The 14,382-nt window shown below is 62.1% G+C and carries 12 protein-coding genes; 8 read left to right on the forward strand and 4 right to left on the reverse strand.

The features are described 5' to 3' along the window. The first annotated feature begins 123 nt into the window (after window positions 1-123). Together ACI38B_RS05480 and fmt are read left to right on the forward strand one after the other, a co-directional pair. The gene (locus tag ACI38B_RS05480) at window positions 124-831 is read left to right on the forward strand and encodes an HAD family hydrolase (protein ID WP_439729866.1); all 708 of its coding nucleotides are present in this window, start codon (window positions 124-126) and stop codon (window positions 829-831) included. A gap of 132 nt (window positions 832-963) precedes the next feature. Continuing rightward, the gene (gene fmt, locus ACI38B_RS05485; protein WP_439729867.1) at window positions 964-1,932 is read left to right on the forward strand and encodes a methionyl-tRNA formyltransferase; all 969 of its coding nucleotides are present in this window, start codon (window positions 964-966) and stop codon (window positions 1,930-1,932) included. A 78-nt stretch (window positions 1,933-2,010) separates the two neighbouring features. Here fmt and serB read toward each other — a convergent pair whose 3' ends face one another. Beyond that, entirely contained in the window at window positions 2,011-2,694 is a 684-nt protein-coding gene (gene serB / locus ACI38B_RS05490; RefSeq protein WP_439729868.1) for a phosphoserine phosphatase SerB, read from the reverse strand. 37 nt (window positions 2,695-2,731) lie between these two features. Between serB and ACI38B_RS05495 the strand changes: the two genes are divergently transcribed. The 6 genes from ACI38B_RS05495 (at window position 2,732) to ACI38B_RS05520 (ending at window position 9,614) form a co-directional block, all read left to right on the forward strand. Beyond that, entirely contained in the window at window positions 2,732-3,466 is a 735-nt protein-coding gene (locus ACI38B_RS05495; RefSeq protein ID WP_439729869.1) for a DedA family protein, read from the forward strand. Between the two features lie 26 nt (window positions 3,467-3,492). Further along, window positions 3,493-5,166 carry a proteasome ATPase gene (arc, locus tag ACI38B_RS05500; protein WP_439729889.1) on the forward strand — a complete coding sequence of 558 codons (1,674 nt, stop codon included), beginning with the start codon at window positions 3,493-3,495 and terminating at the stop codon, window positions 5,164-5,166. Between the two features lie 40 nt (window positions 5,167-5,206). After that, window positions 5,207-6,817: a depupylase/deamidase Dop gene (gene dop / locus ACI38B_RS05505; protein ID WP_439729870.1), complete on the forward strand. Its 1,611-nt coding sequence runs from the start codon at window positions 5,207-5,209 to the stop codon at window positions 6,815-6,817. Window positions 6,818-6,923: 106 nt separating this feature from the next. Next, entirely contained in the window at window positions 6,924-7,757 is an 834-nt protein-coding gene (locus ACI38B_RS05510; protein ID WP_439729871.1) for an inositol monophosphatase family protein, read from the forward strand. 148 nt (window positions 7,758-7,905) lie between these two features. Beyond that, window positions 7,906-8,097 (forward strand): ubiquitin-like protein Pup, encoded by a 192-nt coding sequence (locus tag ACI38B_RS05515; RefSeq protein ID WP_439729872.1) that lies wholly within the window; start codon window positions 7,906-7,908, stop codon window positions 8,095-8,097. Further along, window positions 8,097-9,614, forward strand: a complete 1,518-nt coding sequence (locus tag ACI38B_RS05520; RefSeq protein ID WP_439729890.1) for a proteasome accessory factor PafA2 family protein — start codon at window positions 8,097-8,099, stop codon at window positions 9,612-9,614. The genes ACI38B_RS05515 and ACI38B_RS05520 overlap by 1 nt, the downstream gene beginning before the upstream one ends. 177 nt (window positions 9,615-9,791) lie before the next feature. Here ACI38B_RS05520 and ACI38B_RS05525 read toward each other — a convergent pair whose 3' ends face one another. The 3 genes from ACI38B_RS05525 to purB all read right to left on the reverse strand — a co-directional run bounded on the left by ACI38B_RS05525 (window position 9,792) and on the right by purB (window position 14,331). Continuing rightward, on the reverse strand, window positions 9,792-10,073 hold the full coding sequence (locus tag ACI38B_RS05525) for an HU family DNA-binding protein (protein ID WP_015450672.1): 282 nt from the start codon (window positions 10,071-10,073) through the stop codon (window positions 9,792-9,794). Between the two features lie 127 nt (window positions 10,074-10,200). Then, window positions 10,201-12,738, reverse strand: a complete 2,538-nt coding sequence (locus ACI38B_RS05530) for a flippase-like domain-containing protein (protein ID WP_439729873.1) — start codon at window positions 12,736-12,738, stop codon at window positions 10,201-10,203. A gap of 147 nt (window positions 12,739-12,885) precedes the next feature. Beyond that, the gene (gene purB / locus ACI38B_RS05535) at window positions 12,886-14,331 is read right to left on the reverse strand and encodes an adenylosuccinate lyase (protein WP_439729874.1); all 1,446 of its coding nucleotides are present in this window, start codon (window positions 14,329-14,331) and stop codon (window positions 12,886-12,888) included. Window positions 14,332-14,382 lie beyond the last annotated feature (51 nt).

The raw sequence follows: 14,382 nt of genomic DNA on the forward strand, positions 1-14,382 counted from the left end.
AAGAGTGTTATCACGGGCATGTCACGCGCCGGCGGTCGTGTCTTGCGGCCGCTGTCCCGGCTATGCTGGAAACGGATAGGAGCCCAGTGCGATGGGTGTGAACAGGACCCGAGTGAGGTGGATATGAAAGGCTGGCCGGGAGAACCACAGATGGCGTATGACGAGCTGATGGCGCGGGATGCCGCCGCAGCCGCAGAAGGGGCGCCAATCACCCAGGTGATTTTCGATTTCGGTAACGTGTTGCTGTATTGGGATCCCGAAGCAGTGATGATTCCACGCTACAGCCAGCGGCTTGTGGATGGGTTCCTCGACAACGACATCTCCTCCTTCTACGACGCGAACGATCTGATGGACGCCGGCGCCTCGCTCGAAGAGGGCATCGCATATGTCCGCGAGCGCAAAGGCGAGCCGTGGGCGTCGATGATGCGCTATTACGTGGATAATTTCCGCGATTCGCTGACTGGCGTGGTCACGGGTGCGCGTGTTCTGATTAATGATCTCCATGCCGCGGGTATCGGGGTGTGGGGACTGTCAAACTGGCAGCAGGATCTGTATCAAATCGCCGACCGTGATTGCGATTTGCTTGGCATGCTCGACGGCAAGGTCGTTTCGGGCCAGGTGCGGATGCGCAAGCCGAACCGCGATATCTACGAGTACGCGTTGCACAGTTTCGGTATTCGTGCGCAGGACAGCGTGTTCATTGACGACAAGGCGATGAACATCGTCGGGGCGAATCAGGCGGGGATTCGCGGCATCCGGTTCCGCGATCCGAGGAAGCTTCGCGCCTGTCTGATTGCTGCGGGCGTACCGATTCCGCCGGTGCGGGACTGATCGGTCGAATTCGGCGAACCGTGACGATGCCGGCACTCTGGTAAGGTGCTGTTGCAGTCGTTTGTTGCCGTTCGGAGCGCCGGTCGCCGATGCGCGAGTGGAATACGGCATCGATGTACAGAATCGAGGATTATGCTCAAGGTCTTGTTCGCAGGCACGCCTGATGTGGCGGTGCCGTCGCTGAAACTGCTGGCTGCCGATACGGAGCATTTCGAAGTGGTGGCGGTGCTGACCCGTCCCGACGCGCCGCAGGGCAGGGGACGCAAATTGACACCGAGTCCGGTCAAGCAGGCCGCATTGGAATTGGGCTTGCCGGTGATTGAATCCGATCCGTCAGAGGAATGCTTCGTCGCCGAACTCGCCGCCACCGGCGCTGAGGCCGCGGCGGTCGTCGCCTACGGCAAAATCCTCAAACAGCGGGTGTTGGACGCGCTGCCGCTTGGCTGGTACAACCTTCATTTCTCGCTGCTGCCGCAATGGCGTGGTGCCGCTCCGGTGCAACGCGCGATTTGGGCGGGGGATACGATCACTGGCGCAACGGTGTTCCGCATCACCCGCGGTATGGATGAGGGGCCTGTCCTGGCTCAGTCCACGGTTGAGATTGGCGCGCATGAGACCGCAGGGGAGCTGCTCGGGCGTCTAGCTGAAGACGGCTCGCATCTGCTTGCCGCCTCGCTCGAGGCGATGGCTGAGGGCCGTATCAGTCCGGTTGACCAACCGCAGGGAGCCTATGAGGTCGCAGACAAGATCCGCACCGAGGACGCGCATATCCGGTTCGATGTACCGGTGTTCGCCGCCGATCGGCAGATTCGCGCCTGCACCCCGCATCCCGGCGCATGGTGTACGCTCCATGCCGAAGGCGCAGACGGCGAATCCCAGACCCTGCACGTGCTGGAAGCGGCGCCCGCCGATATGGCCGACCCGAACCTGCCTGGGGCGCTTGGGGCTGGGAAACTCGCGTTGAGCAAGAAACACGTGTGGATTGGCACGAAAAGCCAGCCTTTGGAACTGATTCAGGTCAAGGCGCAAGGCAAGAAAGCGATGCGCGCGGCGGATTGGGCGCGAGGCGCCAGGCTCGCCGACGAGGCCTACTGCGATTAACTGAACAGGGCGGTGCCCCGCTGTGGCTGTTTGTTCCGACGCTGACAGCGTATTCAACGTCGGAACAAACAGGCCAAGTCAGTTACGCGACAGCAGTCCGAGCACCCGGCGCAGGTCGCGTTCGTTGATTGCGACATCGGCGGCGAGCTGCACCTTCGGCTTGGCACAGAACGCCACGCCGAGGCCGGCCGCCTTGATCATTGGGATGTCGTTGGCGCCGTCGCCGACCGCGACCGTCTGGTCCACGGCAATGCCGTCGAGTCGAGCCCACGCCTGCAACGCATGCAGTTTCGTGGTCTTGCATACGATTTCGCCGAGCACTCTGCCGGTCAGTCGCCCGTCGACGACCTCCAGTCGGTTCGCCAGCGCATGGTCGATATGCGCATCTTGCACCAGGCGGTCCACCACCTCGTGGAACCCGCCGCTGACCACGCCAACCGTCCAGCCATGCTGGTGCAGGGCGTCAATCAGATCAAGCGCGCCATTGGTGAACGTGATCTGGTGATACACCTCGTCGAACACGCTCACCGGCAGTCCGGCAAGCAGCTTGACCCGTTCGCGCAACGCCTCGCAGAACTCCAGTTCACCGGCCATCGCACGTGCGGTCACGGCGGCGATCTGCTCGCCGACCCCTGCGGCGACGCCCAGCTCGTCAATCACTTCCTGGTCGATGAGCGTGGAATCCACGTCCATCACCAGGATGCCCGGGCGAGCTAGGGTAGGGGCGGATTCGTTGGAAGCTTGCAAAGGTTCATCGGTCATGCCTTCGATTGTCTGAAAATACTGGGACAATGCCGACATGCGTGTTTATGCTCTTGCGACCACTGCCCCCATGTGCGACACATCAGACGGCGGCCTCATCGGCACCATCACCACATGGCTGGTGAGCCTGATGGATTCCATCGGCGGCATCGGCGTGATGCTCGCCATCGCACTCGAATCCATATTTCCTCCCATTCCCAGTGAAATCATCCTTCCTTTGGCGGGATTCACCGCCTCGCGAGGCACCATGTCCCTGCCTGCGGCCATCGCGTGGGCCACCGTCGGTTCGCTTGTCGGCGCGCTGACCTTATACGGCGTGTCGAGGCTTGTCGGGCTGCACCGCATCCACCGTGCCGCCGACGTCATTCCGGGCGTGAGTCGCGATGACGTCAATCGTGCCAGCGATTGGTTCAGCCGCTACGGCACATGGTCCGTGCTGATCGGCCGGGTCATTCCGGTGGTGCGTTCGCTGATTTCCATCCCCGCCGGTTTCAACCGTATGAACCTGATGCAGTTCAGCGGCTGGACCCTGCTCGGTTCGGCAGTCTGGAACACGGTGTTGGTCACCGCAGGCTACCTGCTGGGCGACAATTGGTGCTCGATTTTGGGCGTGCTCAACGTATTCGAGGACGTTGTCATCGCCGTGGTCATCGTGGTCGTGCTCGCGTTCATCGTGCTGCGGACGCGTAAGCTGATTGAGGACAGGCGTGCGCGTGCGGAGAAGACCGACGGGTCTGACTACGCGACGAGGAACGACCTGCAGGAGCGGTGACGGCCACCGCAGGAAGCGAGACGACGATGAACGACGACGAGACGAGAACGGCACAGGGGTCCGGTCCGGCGGACTGCCAAACCGATGCGCTTCAAGCGCGGGATCGCGCCCTCGATGAGCTCGCACAAGCCAATGATCAGCTGATGGCGAAGAACCATGCGCTGGCAGCTGCTCTCACCCGCGCAAGCCAGGAGCTGACGAAGGCAAAATCCCAACTTGGCCAGTTCGCTCAGCCACCGCTGAATTTCGCGACGATGGTCGCGGTCGAATCCTGCACCACTGATGACCTTGGTGTCCAGCACGCGAGCGCGGAAATCCTTTCCGGTACCCGCCGCATGATTGTCCCCGTCTCGACGACTTTGCAGGCATCGCGCCTGAAGCCGGGGGATACGGTACTGCTCAACGAGAATATGGTGATCGTCGGCCGCAGGGACGCAGACCGTCTCGGTGCCGTGCTGCACGTCAAGCAGGTGTTCGCGGACGGCCGCGTACTGGTCGCCGATGCGGGCGGAGCCTTGCAAGTCGTCCGTCCGGCTGCGGTGCCGCTCGAATCGACGCTGGAACCCGGGGACCGTGTGCTGACTGATGCCGCCCGACGTTTCGTGCTCGACGTACTTCCGCCGCAGGAGGATGCCGATTTAGTTCTGGAAGAGACCCCGGATGTCACCTTCGACGACATCGGCGGGCTTGACGAGCAGATCGGGCGTATCCGGGACGCCGTCCAGCTGCCGTTCCAACACCGGGAGCTGTACCGCAGGTATCATCTCAACGCGCCGAAGGGCATTCTCCTATATGGCCCTCCCGGCAACGGCAAGACGATGATCGCCAAGGCCGTAGCCCATGCGCTCGCCCAAGGGACGGATGCCGGTTCCGGGGTGTTCCTGTCAGTCAAGGGCCCGGAACTGCTTAACAAATACGTGGGGGAGTCGGAACGCTTGATTCGCCTGATTTTCCGCCGTGCCAGGGAGCGTGCGGCTGACGGGCGTCCGGTCATCGTATTCATCGACGAGATGGATTCGCTGCTTCGTACGCGCGGTTCCGGCGTGTCCAGCGACGTGGAGACGACGATTGTCCCGCAGTTCCTGGCCGAGTTGGACGGTGTGGAGCGGCTGGACAATGTGATGGTCATCGGCGCCTCGAACCGTGTGGACATGATCGATCCAGCGGTGTTGAGGCCTGGGCGGCTCGATGTGAAAATCCGCATCGACCGGCCGCGCGAGTCGCAGGCTTGTCAGATTGTGCGGCATTATCTGACCGATGACCTGCCGTTGGAACCCGGAGTCGATGTCGATGCGCTGGTTGGGGTGCTGGTGCATGACTTGTTCGCGCATGGCGAACACCGGCATGTGGCGGATGTGCTTGACGATTCCGGCGTGTGGTCCCCGCTGTATCTGGGCGATGTCGTCTCGGGCGCGATGCTCAAGAACATCGTCGACCGTGCCAAAACCCGGGCGGTCAAGGCGTCGATTGAGACCGGCTCGGACGTCGCGTTGAGCGTAGCGATGCTTGCCGGCGCCGTGGACGGCGAATTCCAAGAGACCCGTGATGCCGTGCTCGACGCCGATCCGGTGCAATGGTCCCGTATCAACGGCATTGCCGGCGGCCGTGTCGTGCGCATCCGGCCGGCGGCAGGGTACCGGGCAGGGTATGCGACCGGTTATGATGCCGGTACTGATGAGGCCCACGCTCGCGGCGAGTGATGCGTCTTACGGGCCGGAATGCGGCGGATAAGGAGGCCGAATGAGTGTTCGCAGGGTGATGGGGACGGAAACCGAATATGCGGTGAGCCGGCCGGGCGATGCGCGCGCGAATCCGGTGCGGCTGAGCTTCGATGTGGTCGCCGCCGCCGACGACGACACCCGTGGGGATATCCGCTGGGATTACCGGCAGGAGGACCCGGTCAATGACGCACGCGGACACCGGTTGGAGCGTGCGGCCGCCCGTCCCGACATGCTCACGGACGCCCCCCAGCTGCATATCACCAATATCATCGCGCCCAACGGCGGCAGGGTGTACGTCGACCATGCGCATCCCGAATATTCCGCGCCGGAGACGACCGACCCATTCGAAGCGGTCCGCTACGACCATGCCGGCGACTTGATCATGCATCGTGCGGCACAGGAGGCGTCGCGGCGCACCGGCAATCCGGTGGCGTTGTACCGCAATAATGTCGATGGCAAAGGCGCCAGCTGGGGCACGCATGAGAACTACATGATGTTGCGTTCCGTGCCCTTCGACCAGGTTGCGGCGCTCATGACCGCGCATCTGGTCACCCGCCAGCTGTACGCAGGGTCAGGGCGCGTTGGGCTGGGGGAGCGGTGTGAGCATGCGGGCTTCCAACTCAGCCAGCGCGCCGACTATATCCATATGCGCGTCGGATTGCAGACCACCTTTGACCGCCCGATCGTCAATACACGCGACGAATCGCACAGTACCGATGCGTATCGGCGTTTGCATGTGATTGTCGGGGACGCCAATCGCATGGACGTGCCGCAGGCGTTGAAACTCGGCACGACAAGCCTGCTGTTGTGGCTGTTGGAGACAGCGCCGTCGGTATCCTACGATGTGGACGCGTTGCTTTCGCAAGTGGCGTTGGATGATCCGGTCGCGGCGATGCACGAGGTTTCGCATGACTTGACGTTGGGTGTCCCGCTGCAGCTCGCCGATGGCGGGACAATGACCGCATGGCAGATTCAGACGCGGCTGCTTACCGCCGTGTTCGAGGTCGCGGCGATGCGCTACGGCACCGACAGCCAAGGCACCCCGGTGTGGCCGGATGTACAAACACGTCGGATGATCGGATTGTGGCGTCGGGCGCTTGCCGATGTCGCCGCGGTCAGACATGCGGATGACGACACGCGCTTGACGATGGCCGACGAGGGGTCGCGCCTGGAATGGCTGCTCAAATGGCAGCTGCTGGAGCGGATGCGCCGCCGGTTGGGCGCCCGATCAGGGCGCGAGGCGTCTTGGTCGGACCCGAGCATCGCCGCGCTTGACCTGCGCTGGGCGGCCTTGGACCCGAAGATTTCGCTGTTCGAGGCGGTGAAGGCGCGCACTGAGCGTCTTGAAGATTCTGACGCCGACGCTTTGGTAGCCGAGGCCGCCGTGCAGGCGCCGGAGACGACCCGCGCATGGTTGCGGGCGAATATCGTCGAGGAGTTCACTCCTCAAGTCGTGGCGGCATCGTGGTCGCGGCTGACAGTGCGTGAACTGGACGGCTCGTTGTTCGGCTTCGATATGTCCGATCCGCTGGCATGGACGCGGGCGCGTTGCGAACACGCCGTGCGTGATGGCTTGGCTCAGGGCAAATCCGCGGCGGATGTGCTGCGTGACATCATCGCCGACAGGTAAGATACCCCAAGAAGGTGTTTGTGATGTGTGGCGTGGCAATAGCTGGCCTGAACGGCGTTGCGCCGCCCGAGCCGGACAGGCCGGCGAACGACAGGTGAGGTGAAACATGGATCTGCAGCAGCTGGCGCTTGAAGCCGCCCGTGTGGCGCAGGACGTGGGCAAGCATGCGTTCCAGGCGCAGGCGAACCCGTCCAGTATGGTCGAGGCGCATATCCCGGATGTCCCCGGCGAACCTCCGGTGTTGCCGGTGAATGAACGTCTCGTGCCGTTCATCGAGAACCGCTTGACCTATCTTGACCGGTTCAACGGGTTCTGGCATGACCGCCCGGAGCATTGCCAGCCGGGAGAACGCTATTGGTGTGTCGGCAGGATCGACGGTGCCATTAATTTCGTGCGTGACATGTCCGAATGGGCGGTCACAATCTCCCTGTTCGAAATTGACGAGCACGGGGGAGCGAACCCGATTCTCGGCATCGTCCATGCCCCGGCGCTCGAGCTGACGTATCTTGCCGCGCGGGGCAAAGGGGCGATTCGCATCTGGCGTACGCCGTTCGGCGACAAACGTCAGAAAATCATCCCCACCACTCGCGCAACCCTGGAAGGTTCCGTCATCAGCTATGGCATGTCCTACGTGCCGTCGGAATCGGAACGCGCGCTGCACGTGGTGGCCGCGCTCGCTGGCAAGCCTGCCGACATCAAGCGGGTTGGACCGGTGTCGCTCGACATGTGCCGGGTGGCTGATGGCACGTATGATGCGTATTTCGAACCGCATCTGCACTCATGGGATATTCCCGCCGTATCCGCTGGCACGGTGGTGGTGCGCGAGGCGCAAGGCCAGGTGTCCCGCTGGGACGGGAACGACATCCGTTGGCGTGAGGAAAACGACGTCGTGGCCAGCAACGGTCTGTTGATTGACCAGTTGCGTCCGTATCTGCACTGATCGCCGGACGGCTTCAATTTGATCGTGTGTGCCGGTACAGCCATGTACAGGCTGTGAACCCCGGTTCGGTCATCTGCTGGTGGATGCCCATCCCGGCGCGGTACGCTGGAATTCGGGACCAAATCGGTCGAATCGAAAGGAGTGGGCTATGCCACAGGAATTCGCCCAAGGTCAGGCGCGACAGGAACAACGTGCCGATAACAGCCAACAGCCGCTGGAACGTGCGCAAGCCGAAACCCAAACCGACGCGCTCGACCAGGTGCTTGACGATATCGCCTCCACCTTGGAAACCAACGCGCAGGATTATGTGAACAGCTTCGTGCAGCAAGGCGGCCAGTGATGCCGCAGCTGCGCGACAGCGGTACCCATGCGCTCACAGGCTCCGACGGGGCACACGCGGCGCATTCGCCGCAATACGGGACAGGCGAGCGAATTTTCGGCATCGAAACCGAATACGGAGTCTCCATGACCGGCGGCGAACGCCGTATCGATGCCAGACAAGTAGCGGCGACGATGTTCCTGCCCGTGGTCGGACAGGCGCGTTCAACGAACACTTATCTGCGCAATGGCGCCAGACTCTACCTCGATGTGGGCTCGCATCCGGAGTATGCGACCGCTGAAACGCGCGACCCCTTCGACGCGCTCGAACAGGACCTTGCCGGCGAATCGGTGATCCGCAAGCTCGCCCTTCAAGCGCAGGAACGCATTCGCGCCAAAGTCGGTGAGCATGCCATGGTCCACGTGTTTAAGAACAACGTCGATTCCGCGGGGCACGCCTTCGGATGCCATGAGAATTATCTGGTTCGCCGCTACGTGCCGCTTCCGGTCATCGAACGCGAGCTGTTGCCGTTCCTGATCACCAGGCAGCTGTTTTCCGGTGCGGGCAGGGTCACTGATCATGGATTCGAACTGTCCCAGCGCGCCGATTACCTCGATGAGGCGGTGTCCTCAGCGACTACGAGGGCTCGTCCGATGGTCAACACCCGGGACGAACCGCACGCAGACCCCGACCAATTCCGTCGGCTGCATGTGATTATCGGCGATTCCAACCGTTCACAGTTCGTCACGTTCATGAAACTCGCCACCACGCATCTGGTCCTCGGGGTTATCGAATCCAGCGTGCGTTCCGGACGCGCCTCGGGATTCCAGGCGTGCACGCTTGCCGACCCCAATCTTGCGAATCGGGCGATCAGTCGCGATATCACCGGCAGAACGGCTGTGCGGCTCGCCGCCGACCGAGGCGAGCCGAATGCGGTATGGCATCCGGAAGGTTCGGCCAGCGCACTGGACATCCAACAGCATTATCTCGATATCGTCAGGCAGGCGGTCACCGCAGATCCGGACACTGTCTGTGGAACACTACCCAGAACCGATGTGTCTCGCGTACTGGACGATTGGCAGGAGCTGCTTGACCTCATCGCCGCGAATGATGTGGCCGCGCTCGCCGACAGACTCGATTGGGCTGCGAAATACCGGCTGCTGTCCGCGCTCGGCGGGCATGGGCGGCACATTGACCCGTGGCGCGCCCAACAGCTTGATATGGATTATCACGATATCGTCAACGGCAGTGTGTACCCGGCTTTGGTACGTCGCGGCATGATGCGCGTGCTCGTCTCTGAACAGGATGTCGGGCGTTCAGTTGACCGACCGCCCGCCGATACGCGTGCGGCCATGCGTGGACAGTTCGTCCGGGAGGCGATGCGGTGTGGGGCGCGCTATACATGCGATTGGACCCGATTGACGCTGACCGAACCGGTGCATGGCGAGGTGGTCATGCTCGACCCCTTCGACGCTGGCCCGTCCCCAGCCTTCGACGAGGTGCTAGCCAAGCTCGAGGAATCCACGCCACAGGCCTGACTGTGTGCGCAGCCTGCAATCGCAAGCGTCGCAGGAGTGTCGCCGCACGTTAGGACCGTACGTTACGGACCGCACGTCATGCTCTGGGCGGCTACAGATTGCATAGAAACAGGAAACCCCGGCCGCCAATGGCCGGGGTTTCCTTGTCCTGAGTCACAGGGTGAAACTGGAATCAGCTCACTCGGCGACGGCCTTCTTCAGCAGGGAGCCTGCGGAGATGCGCACGCCGTAGGAAGCCGGGATCTTGATGGTCTCGCCGGTGCGCGGGTTGCGGCCGGTGCGCGCAGCGCGCTTGACACGCTCAGCGGAGAACAGACCGGTGAGCTTCAGGCCCTCGCCGGACTTCATTGCCTCGACGAACACATCCTGGAACGCGTTCACGGCGGCTTCGGCCTGAGCCTTGGTCAGGTTGGACTTCTGAGCGATCTTCGAGACGAGATCAGACTTGTTGTATGCCATAAAGCATCCTTCTTGTCAGGGGCCTTCACATTACGAAGGCCGTGTCAACAGTCGATAATAGCGCAGATTCTAGAGAAACACGGCTATTTTCTTGGGTTTTCCGCCACTTTTTGGGAAATCGGCACATTCAGATGAGATTGTGGTGGTCCAACCAATGCATGGCAAGCGCGCCGAGCGGGATACGCAGCCAGTAGAAGCAGATGCGGTATAGCAGGGTCGCCGACAACGCCACCGCCGCAGGCACACCGACTGAGCTGAATGCGAAGGTCAGGGCCGCTTCGATGGCGCCCAGGCCGCCCGGGGTCGGCACCGCCGAACCCAAGGTGTTCGCGAGGATGAAGATGAACATCGTTTCGATGGGATTCGTCCGGTATCCGAAGGCGAGGAGCGCGGCCCAGAACCCCATGCCGATGGCGAGATTCAGGATGATCGCTCCCGCGATGGCGATGCCGAACTCCTTAGGCTTGGTGAGCATCTCGACCAGCTGGCGCGCATACGAGCGGACGATCGGCAGGTAGGTGGTGATGATTTTCTTGCGCACCGGCGGAATGATCATCGCCAGCGAAATCACCAAGGCAACGATGGCAATGGCGATAATCAAAGTGTTGGTGGGCACCATGCCCGAGAGGGTGTTGCGGCCGGAGAAAATGCCGATGCCGAGCAGCAGTGCGACCGTGGTGAGCGCCTGCGAGACGACGACGGCGCTCATGATTGCGGTCGCCGAGGTGTTCTTGTAGCCGCTTTTGCGCAAGAATTGCAGGTTCACGAACGCCGGGCCGACGCCTGCCGGCATGGACACCGCCGTGAAGCCGGATGCCGCCTGCGAGCAGAAGATGCCGAAGATGTGGCGTTTGTCCTTGTCCATGAACGCGGCGAGGGTCAGGCCTGTGCCCATCCACGCGACTATGCTGAACAGCATGCACAACAGCGCCCACCACGGGTTCGCGTTGCGGATCGCCTCAATCATCGCGTCAGGACGCAATTGTGTGAAGATCACCGCGATGGCGACGATGGTCAGGGTTAGGGCGATGAACGATCGCAGGCTGAAGCGTGAGAGCGTGACGGTTTCCAGCTGTTCGTCGGCGTCTTCGGGCAGCAGGGTTTTCAGCCCGTCGCGCAAGGTGCCGAGCAAGTGTTTGTCCCAACCTGGCATCGCACGTGTCGCAGCAGGCACCGCGGCTTTCTGCACGAACGGGGCGATGTCAATCAACGTGGCGTCCCCCCAGATTTCCCGCGCTGCGGCAATGGAGCGTTCCACACCAATCGAGGCGCACAGCAGGGCGAGTAGCTGGACCTTGTCGAGGGCCATGTTCGCGGCGTTGCTTGCGCAGTCGCCGTTCTGCCATCCGGCGATGATCGGAGTGGCACCATCCAGCAGCGCGATGGTGGACGGGGTGATTCTGCGGTGGGTATATCCACGCATATTGGCGTGGTTGAGGTATGTGAGCAGGTCCCGCGCCTGGGCGTCGCTCAAATGCTGCAAATCACACGGTGCGAGCCGGGTGTTCGAATCGAATATCAGAATCGAGGATTCCGCGGCATCCGCCACTCCGTATGCCGAAGGGGTTTGCAAGCCGATATTGCGCAAGCCGAGGAGCATGGCGAGATGATGGTGCATTGCGTCTTGTGCGGAACGGTCGCGGCGTACGACGACGCCGTTGAGCCGGATCCACTGCCACAGCTGGCTGAAATAGCCGGCGCTGTGTTTCTGGTCGTCGAGCACGGAAACCACGTAGTCGTGGCCATTGGTGTCCGTAACGTCGTAGATACGCGAATTCTCGATCAGATCGTCATCCACGCAGGTTTGGATGACCGCGTTGTCGTTATTCGCGTCGATGCGTCGTGCCACAGATGCGGCATCAATGCCGACCCCGCGCAGGGCTTCGACCAGGTGTTTGCCCCAGATGCCTTTGTTTTCACTACCGGCAGCGAATCGGATAAGCATGCCGATGACACGGGCCAATGCGAATGAGACCAGCACGCCGGGCACCGAATGCCAAGAGACGATGACCAGGATTGCTGCGACGATATATAGCGTGTTCCAACCCCACCGGACGGTGGAATGGATGCGCCTAGGCCCGGCGACGGTGAGGAATGCTCCAAGACCGGCATAGATATCCGGCAGCAGGGACAGTGGGGAGGCGCCCGTCCCGTTTGATGCGAGCGCGGAGATGAGGTTGATATTGCCGGTGGCGTGGAGTCCGGCGCTCAGCAGCGCACAACAGGCATAACCGCTGAGCAGCGCGAGGATCGAGACGACGGAGTGCAGCCATTCGCGGTTCATCAGGATTTGAATGAGCACACTGATTACGATGCATACAGCGGTCAGCTGCTGCAGCATGGTGGTGGGAACGTCCATCAGCCAGTTGAGTGCTTGACCGGCGTTGCGTGCATCGGTTTCCACGCCTTTGGTCATGCCGTTGAGATAGGCGGCGATCAGGAGGACGGCCACCATGGCGAGCAACGCGGCGACCGCGTGGGTCAGGTCTGTGAAATCACGGGTTCTGCGGGGCGGGACGTCATGGATCGTGGCTGTTTGCGCATCCTCGTGCCCAGACGGCGAGGCTTGTCCGGGACGCTTGGATGCGTCTGCGTCCTTGGGGGCGATATCATCTGTCGGTGATGCTGGGGTGTGATGCACGGCTTGTCTTTCCGGGGTAGACATGACGCAGCCCCCGATGGGTCTGCGGTTATGAACGTGGCAAAGGCGCGTCACGGCCTTGCCCGGCTGTGACGCGCCTTCGTTGGCGGACTGTCAGACGCGCGAATGCGAGCTCGCTAGGGCACACGCCCTGCGCCTGATGTCTGGTGGTTACTGGCGGTCGAAATCGACCAGCTTCGACGCGGCGCCGGTATAGGTGGCCGGTGTCAGCGCCTTGAGCCGTGCCGCGGTGGCCGAATCGAAGGACTGCTCGTCGATGAACCGTTCGACGTCTGCCTTGCCGATGCTGTGGCCGCGCATGAGCTCCTTGACTTTCTCGTACGGATGATCCATACCGGGTTCGCCTGCCAGCTCGCCGGCGCGCATCGCCGTCTGGATGGGCTCGCCGAGCACCTCCCAGTTCTCATCCAGCTCGCGGCTGATGACGATCTCGTTGGGATGGATGGACTTGAGGCCGCCGAGCAGGTTCGTCAGCGCGAGGACGGAATAGCCGAGCGCGGAGCCGATATTGCGCTGCGTGGTGGAATCGGTCAGGTCGCGCTGCCAACGGCTTTCCACCAGCGTGGCGGACAGGGTGTCCAGCAAGGAGCAGGAGATCTCGAGATTGGCTTCAGCGTTTTCGAAGCGAATCGGATTGACCTTGTGCGGCATAGTGGAGGAGCCGGTGGCGCCCTTGACCGGTTCCTGGGCGAACACGCCGCGTGAGATGTACATCCACACGTCAACCGCGAGATTATGCAGGATGCGGTTGGTATGGCTGATGGTGCCGTACAGCTCAGCCTGCCAGTCGTGGCTTTCGATCTGCGTGGTCAGCGGATTCCAGGTCAGTCCCATACGGTTGGTGACGAACTCTTGGGAGACGGCGATCCAGTCGACGTCCGGCAGAGCTGCCAGATGCGCACCGAAGGTGCCGGTGGCGCCGTTGATCTTGCCGAGGTATTCCTGTTCGCGCACATGCTTGAGCTGGCGGTTGAGGCGGTGGACGAACACGGCGAGTTCCTTGCCCAGCGTGGTCGGCGTGGCAGGCTGGCCGTGGGTCAGGGCGAGCAGGGACATATCGCGATACTGTTCGGCCTTTTCGGTCAGCAGGTCGACAATCGCCTGCGCGTCAGGCAGCCACACCTGTTCAATCGCGTTCTTCACACACCGGGCGATGGACAGATTGTTGATGTCCTCGCTCGTGCAGGCGAAATGCACCAGGGTTTTCAGATGGGTCAGCTGGGTGTCTTCACCGAGCGCGTCGGCGGCTTTGTCCAGTTCGTCGTCGATATAGTATTCGACCGCCTTCACGTCATGATGCGTAATCGCCTCATGCGCCGCATGACGGGCGATGCCCTCCGCGCCGAACTGTTCGGGGATGGCGCGCAGATACTCCTGCTCAGCCTCGGTCAGCGGCTTGACACCGGGAACGATCGGCTGGTTGCCATTGCCGGAGAACCCGTTGGCGAGCAGGATCATCCATTCGACTTCCACGCGCATGCGCTCGCGGTTGAGCGCCGGTTCGCTCATGTATTCCACCAAGGGGGCCGTCTGCTTGTGGTAGCGCCCGTCGAGCGGGGTCAGTGCGATTGCTGGGGTGATGTCAGTAAGCTTCATACTGCTCAGGATACTTCCTACCGTGAACCGGCGGCGGTCATGCTCCCGCCG

It is taken from the genome of Bifidobacterium sp., assembly GCF_051876855.1.
Taxonomy (GTDB): Bacteria; Actinomycetota; Actinomycetes; order Actinomycetales; family Bifidobacteriaceae; genus Bifidobacterium.

Bases quoted from the DNA above. Each gene is read 5' to 3' on its own strand.
- ACI38B_RS05480 (WP_439729866.1), top strand. From the start codon at position 124: ATGAAAGGCTGGCCGGGAGAACCACAGATGGCGTATGACGAGCTGATG.
- fmt (WP_439729867.1), top strand. From the start codon at position 964: ATGCTCAAGGTCTTGTTCGCAGGCACGCCTGATGTGGCGGTGCCGTCG.
- serB (WP_439729868.1), bottom strand. From the start codon at position 2,694: ATGACCGATGAACCTTTGCAAGCTTCCAACGAATCCGCCCCTACCCTA.
- ACI38B_RS05495 (WP_439729869.1), top strand. From the start codon at position 2,732: ATGCGTGTTTATGCTCTTGCGACCACTGCCCCCATGTGCGACACATCA.
- arc (WP_439729889.1), top strand. From the start codon at position 3,493: ATGAACGACGACGAGACGAGAACGGCACAGGGGTCCGGTCCGGCGGAC.
- dop (WP_439729870.1), top strand. From the start codon at position 5,207: ATGAGTGTTCGCAGGGTGATGGGGACGGAAACCGAATATGCGGTGAGC.
- ACI38B_RS05510 (WP_439729871.1), top strand. From the start codon at position 6,924: ATGGATCTGCAGCAGCTGGCGCTTGAAGCCGCCCGTGTGGCGCAGGAC.
- ACI38B_RS05515 (WP_439729872.1), top strand. From the start codon at position 7,906: ATGCCACAGGAATTCGCCCAAGGTCAGGCGCGACAGGAACAACGTGCC.
- ACI38B_RS05520 (WP_439729890.1), top strand. From the start codon at position 8,097: ATGCCGCAGCTGCGCGACAGCGGTACCCATGCGCTCACAGGCTCCGAC.
- ACI38B_RS05525 (WP_015450672.1), bottom strand. From the start codon at position 10,073: ATGGCATACAACAAGTCTGATCTCGTCTCGAAGATCGCTCAGAAGTCC.
- ACI38B_RS05530 (WP_439729873.1), bottom strand. From the start codon at position 12,738: ATGTCTACCCCGGAAAGACAAGCCGTGCATCACACCCCAGCATCACCG.
- purB (WP_439729874.1), bottom strand. From the start codon at position 14,331: ATGAAGCTTACTGACATCACCCCAGCAATCGCACTGACCCCGCTCGAC.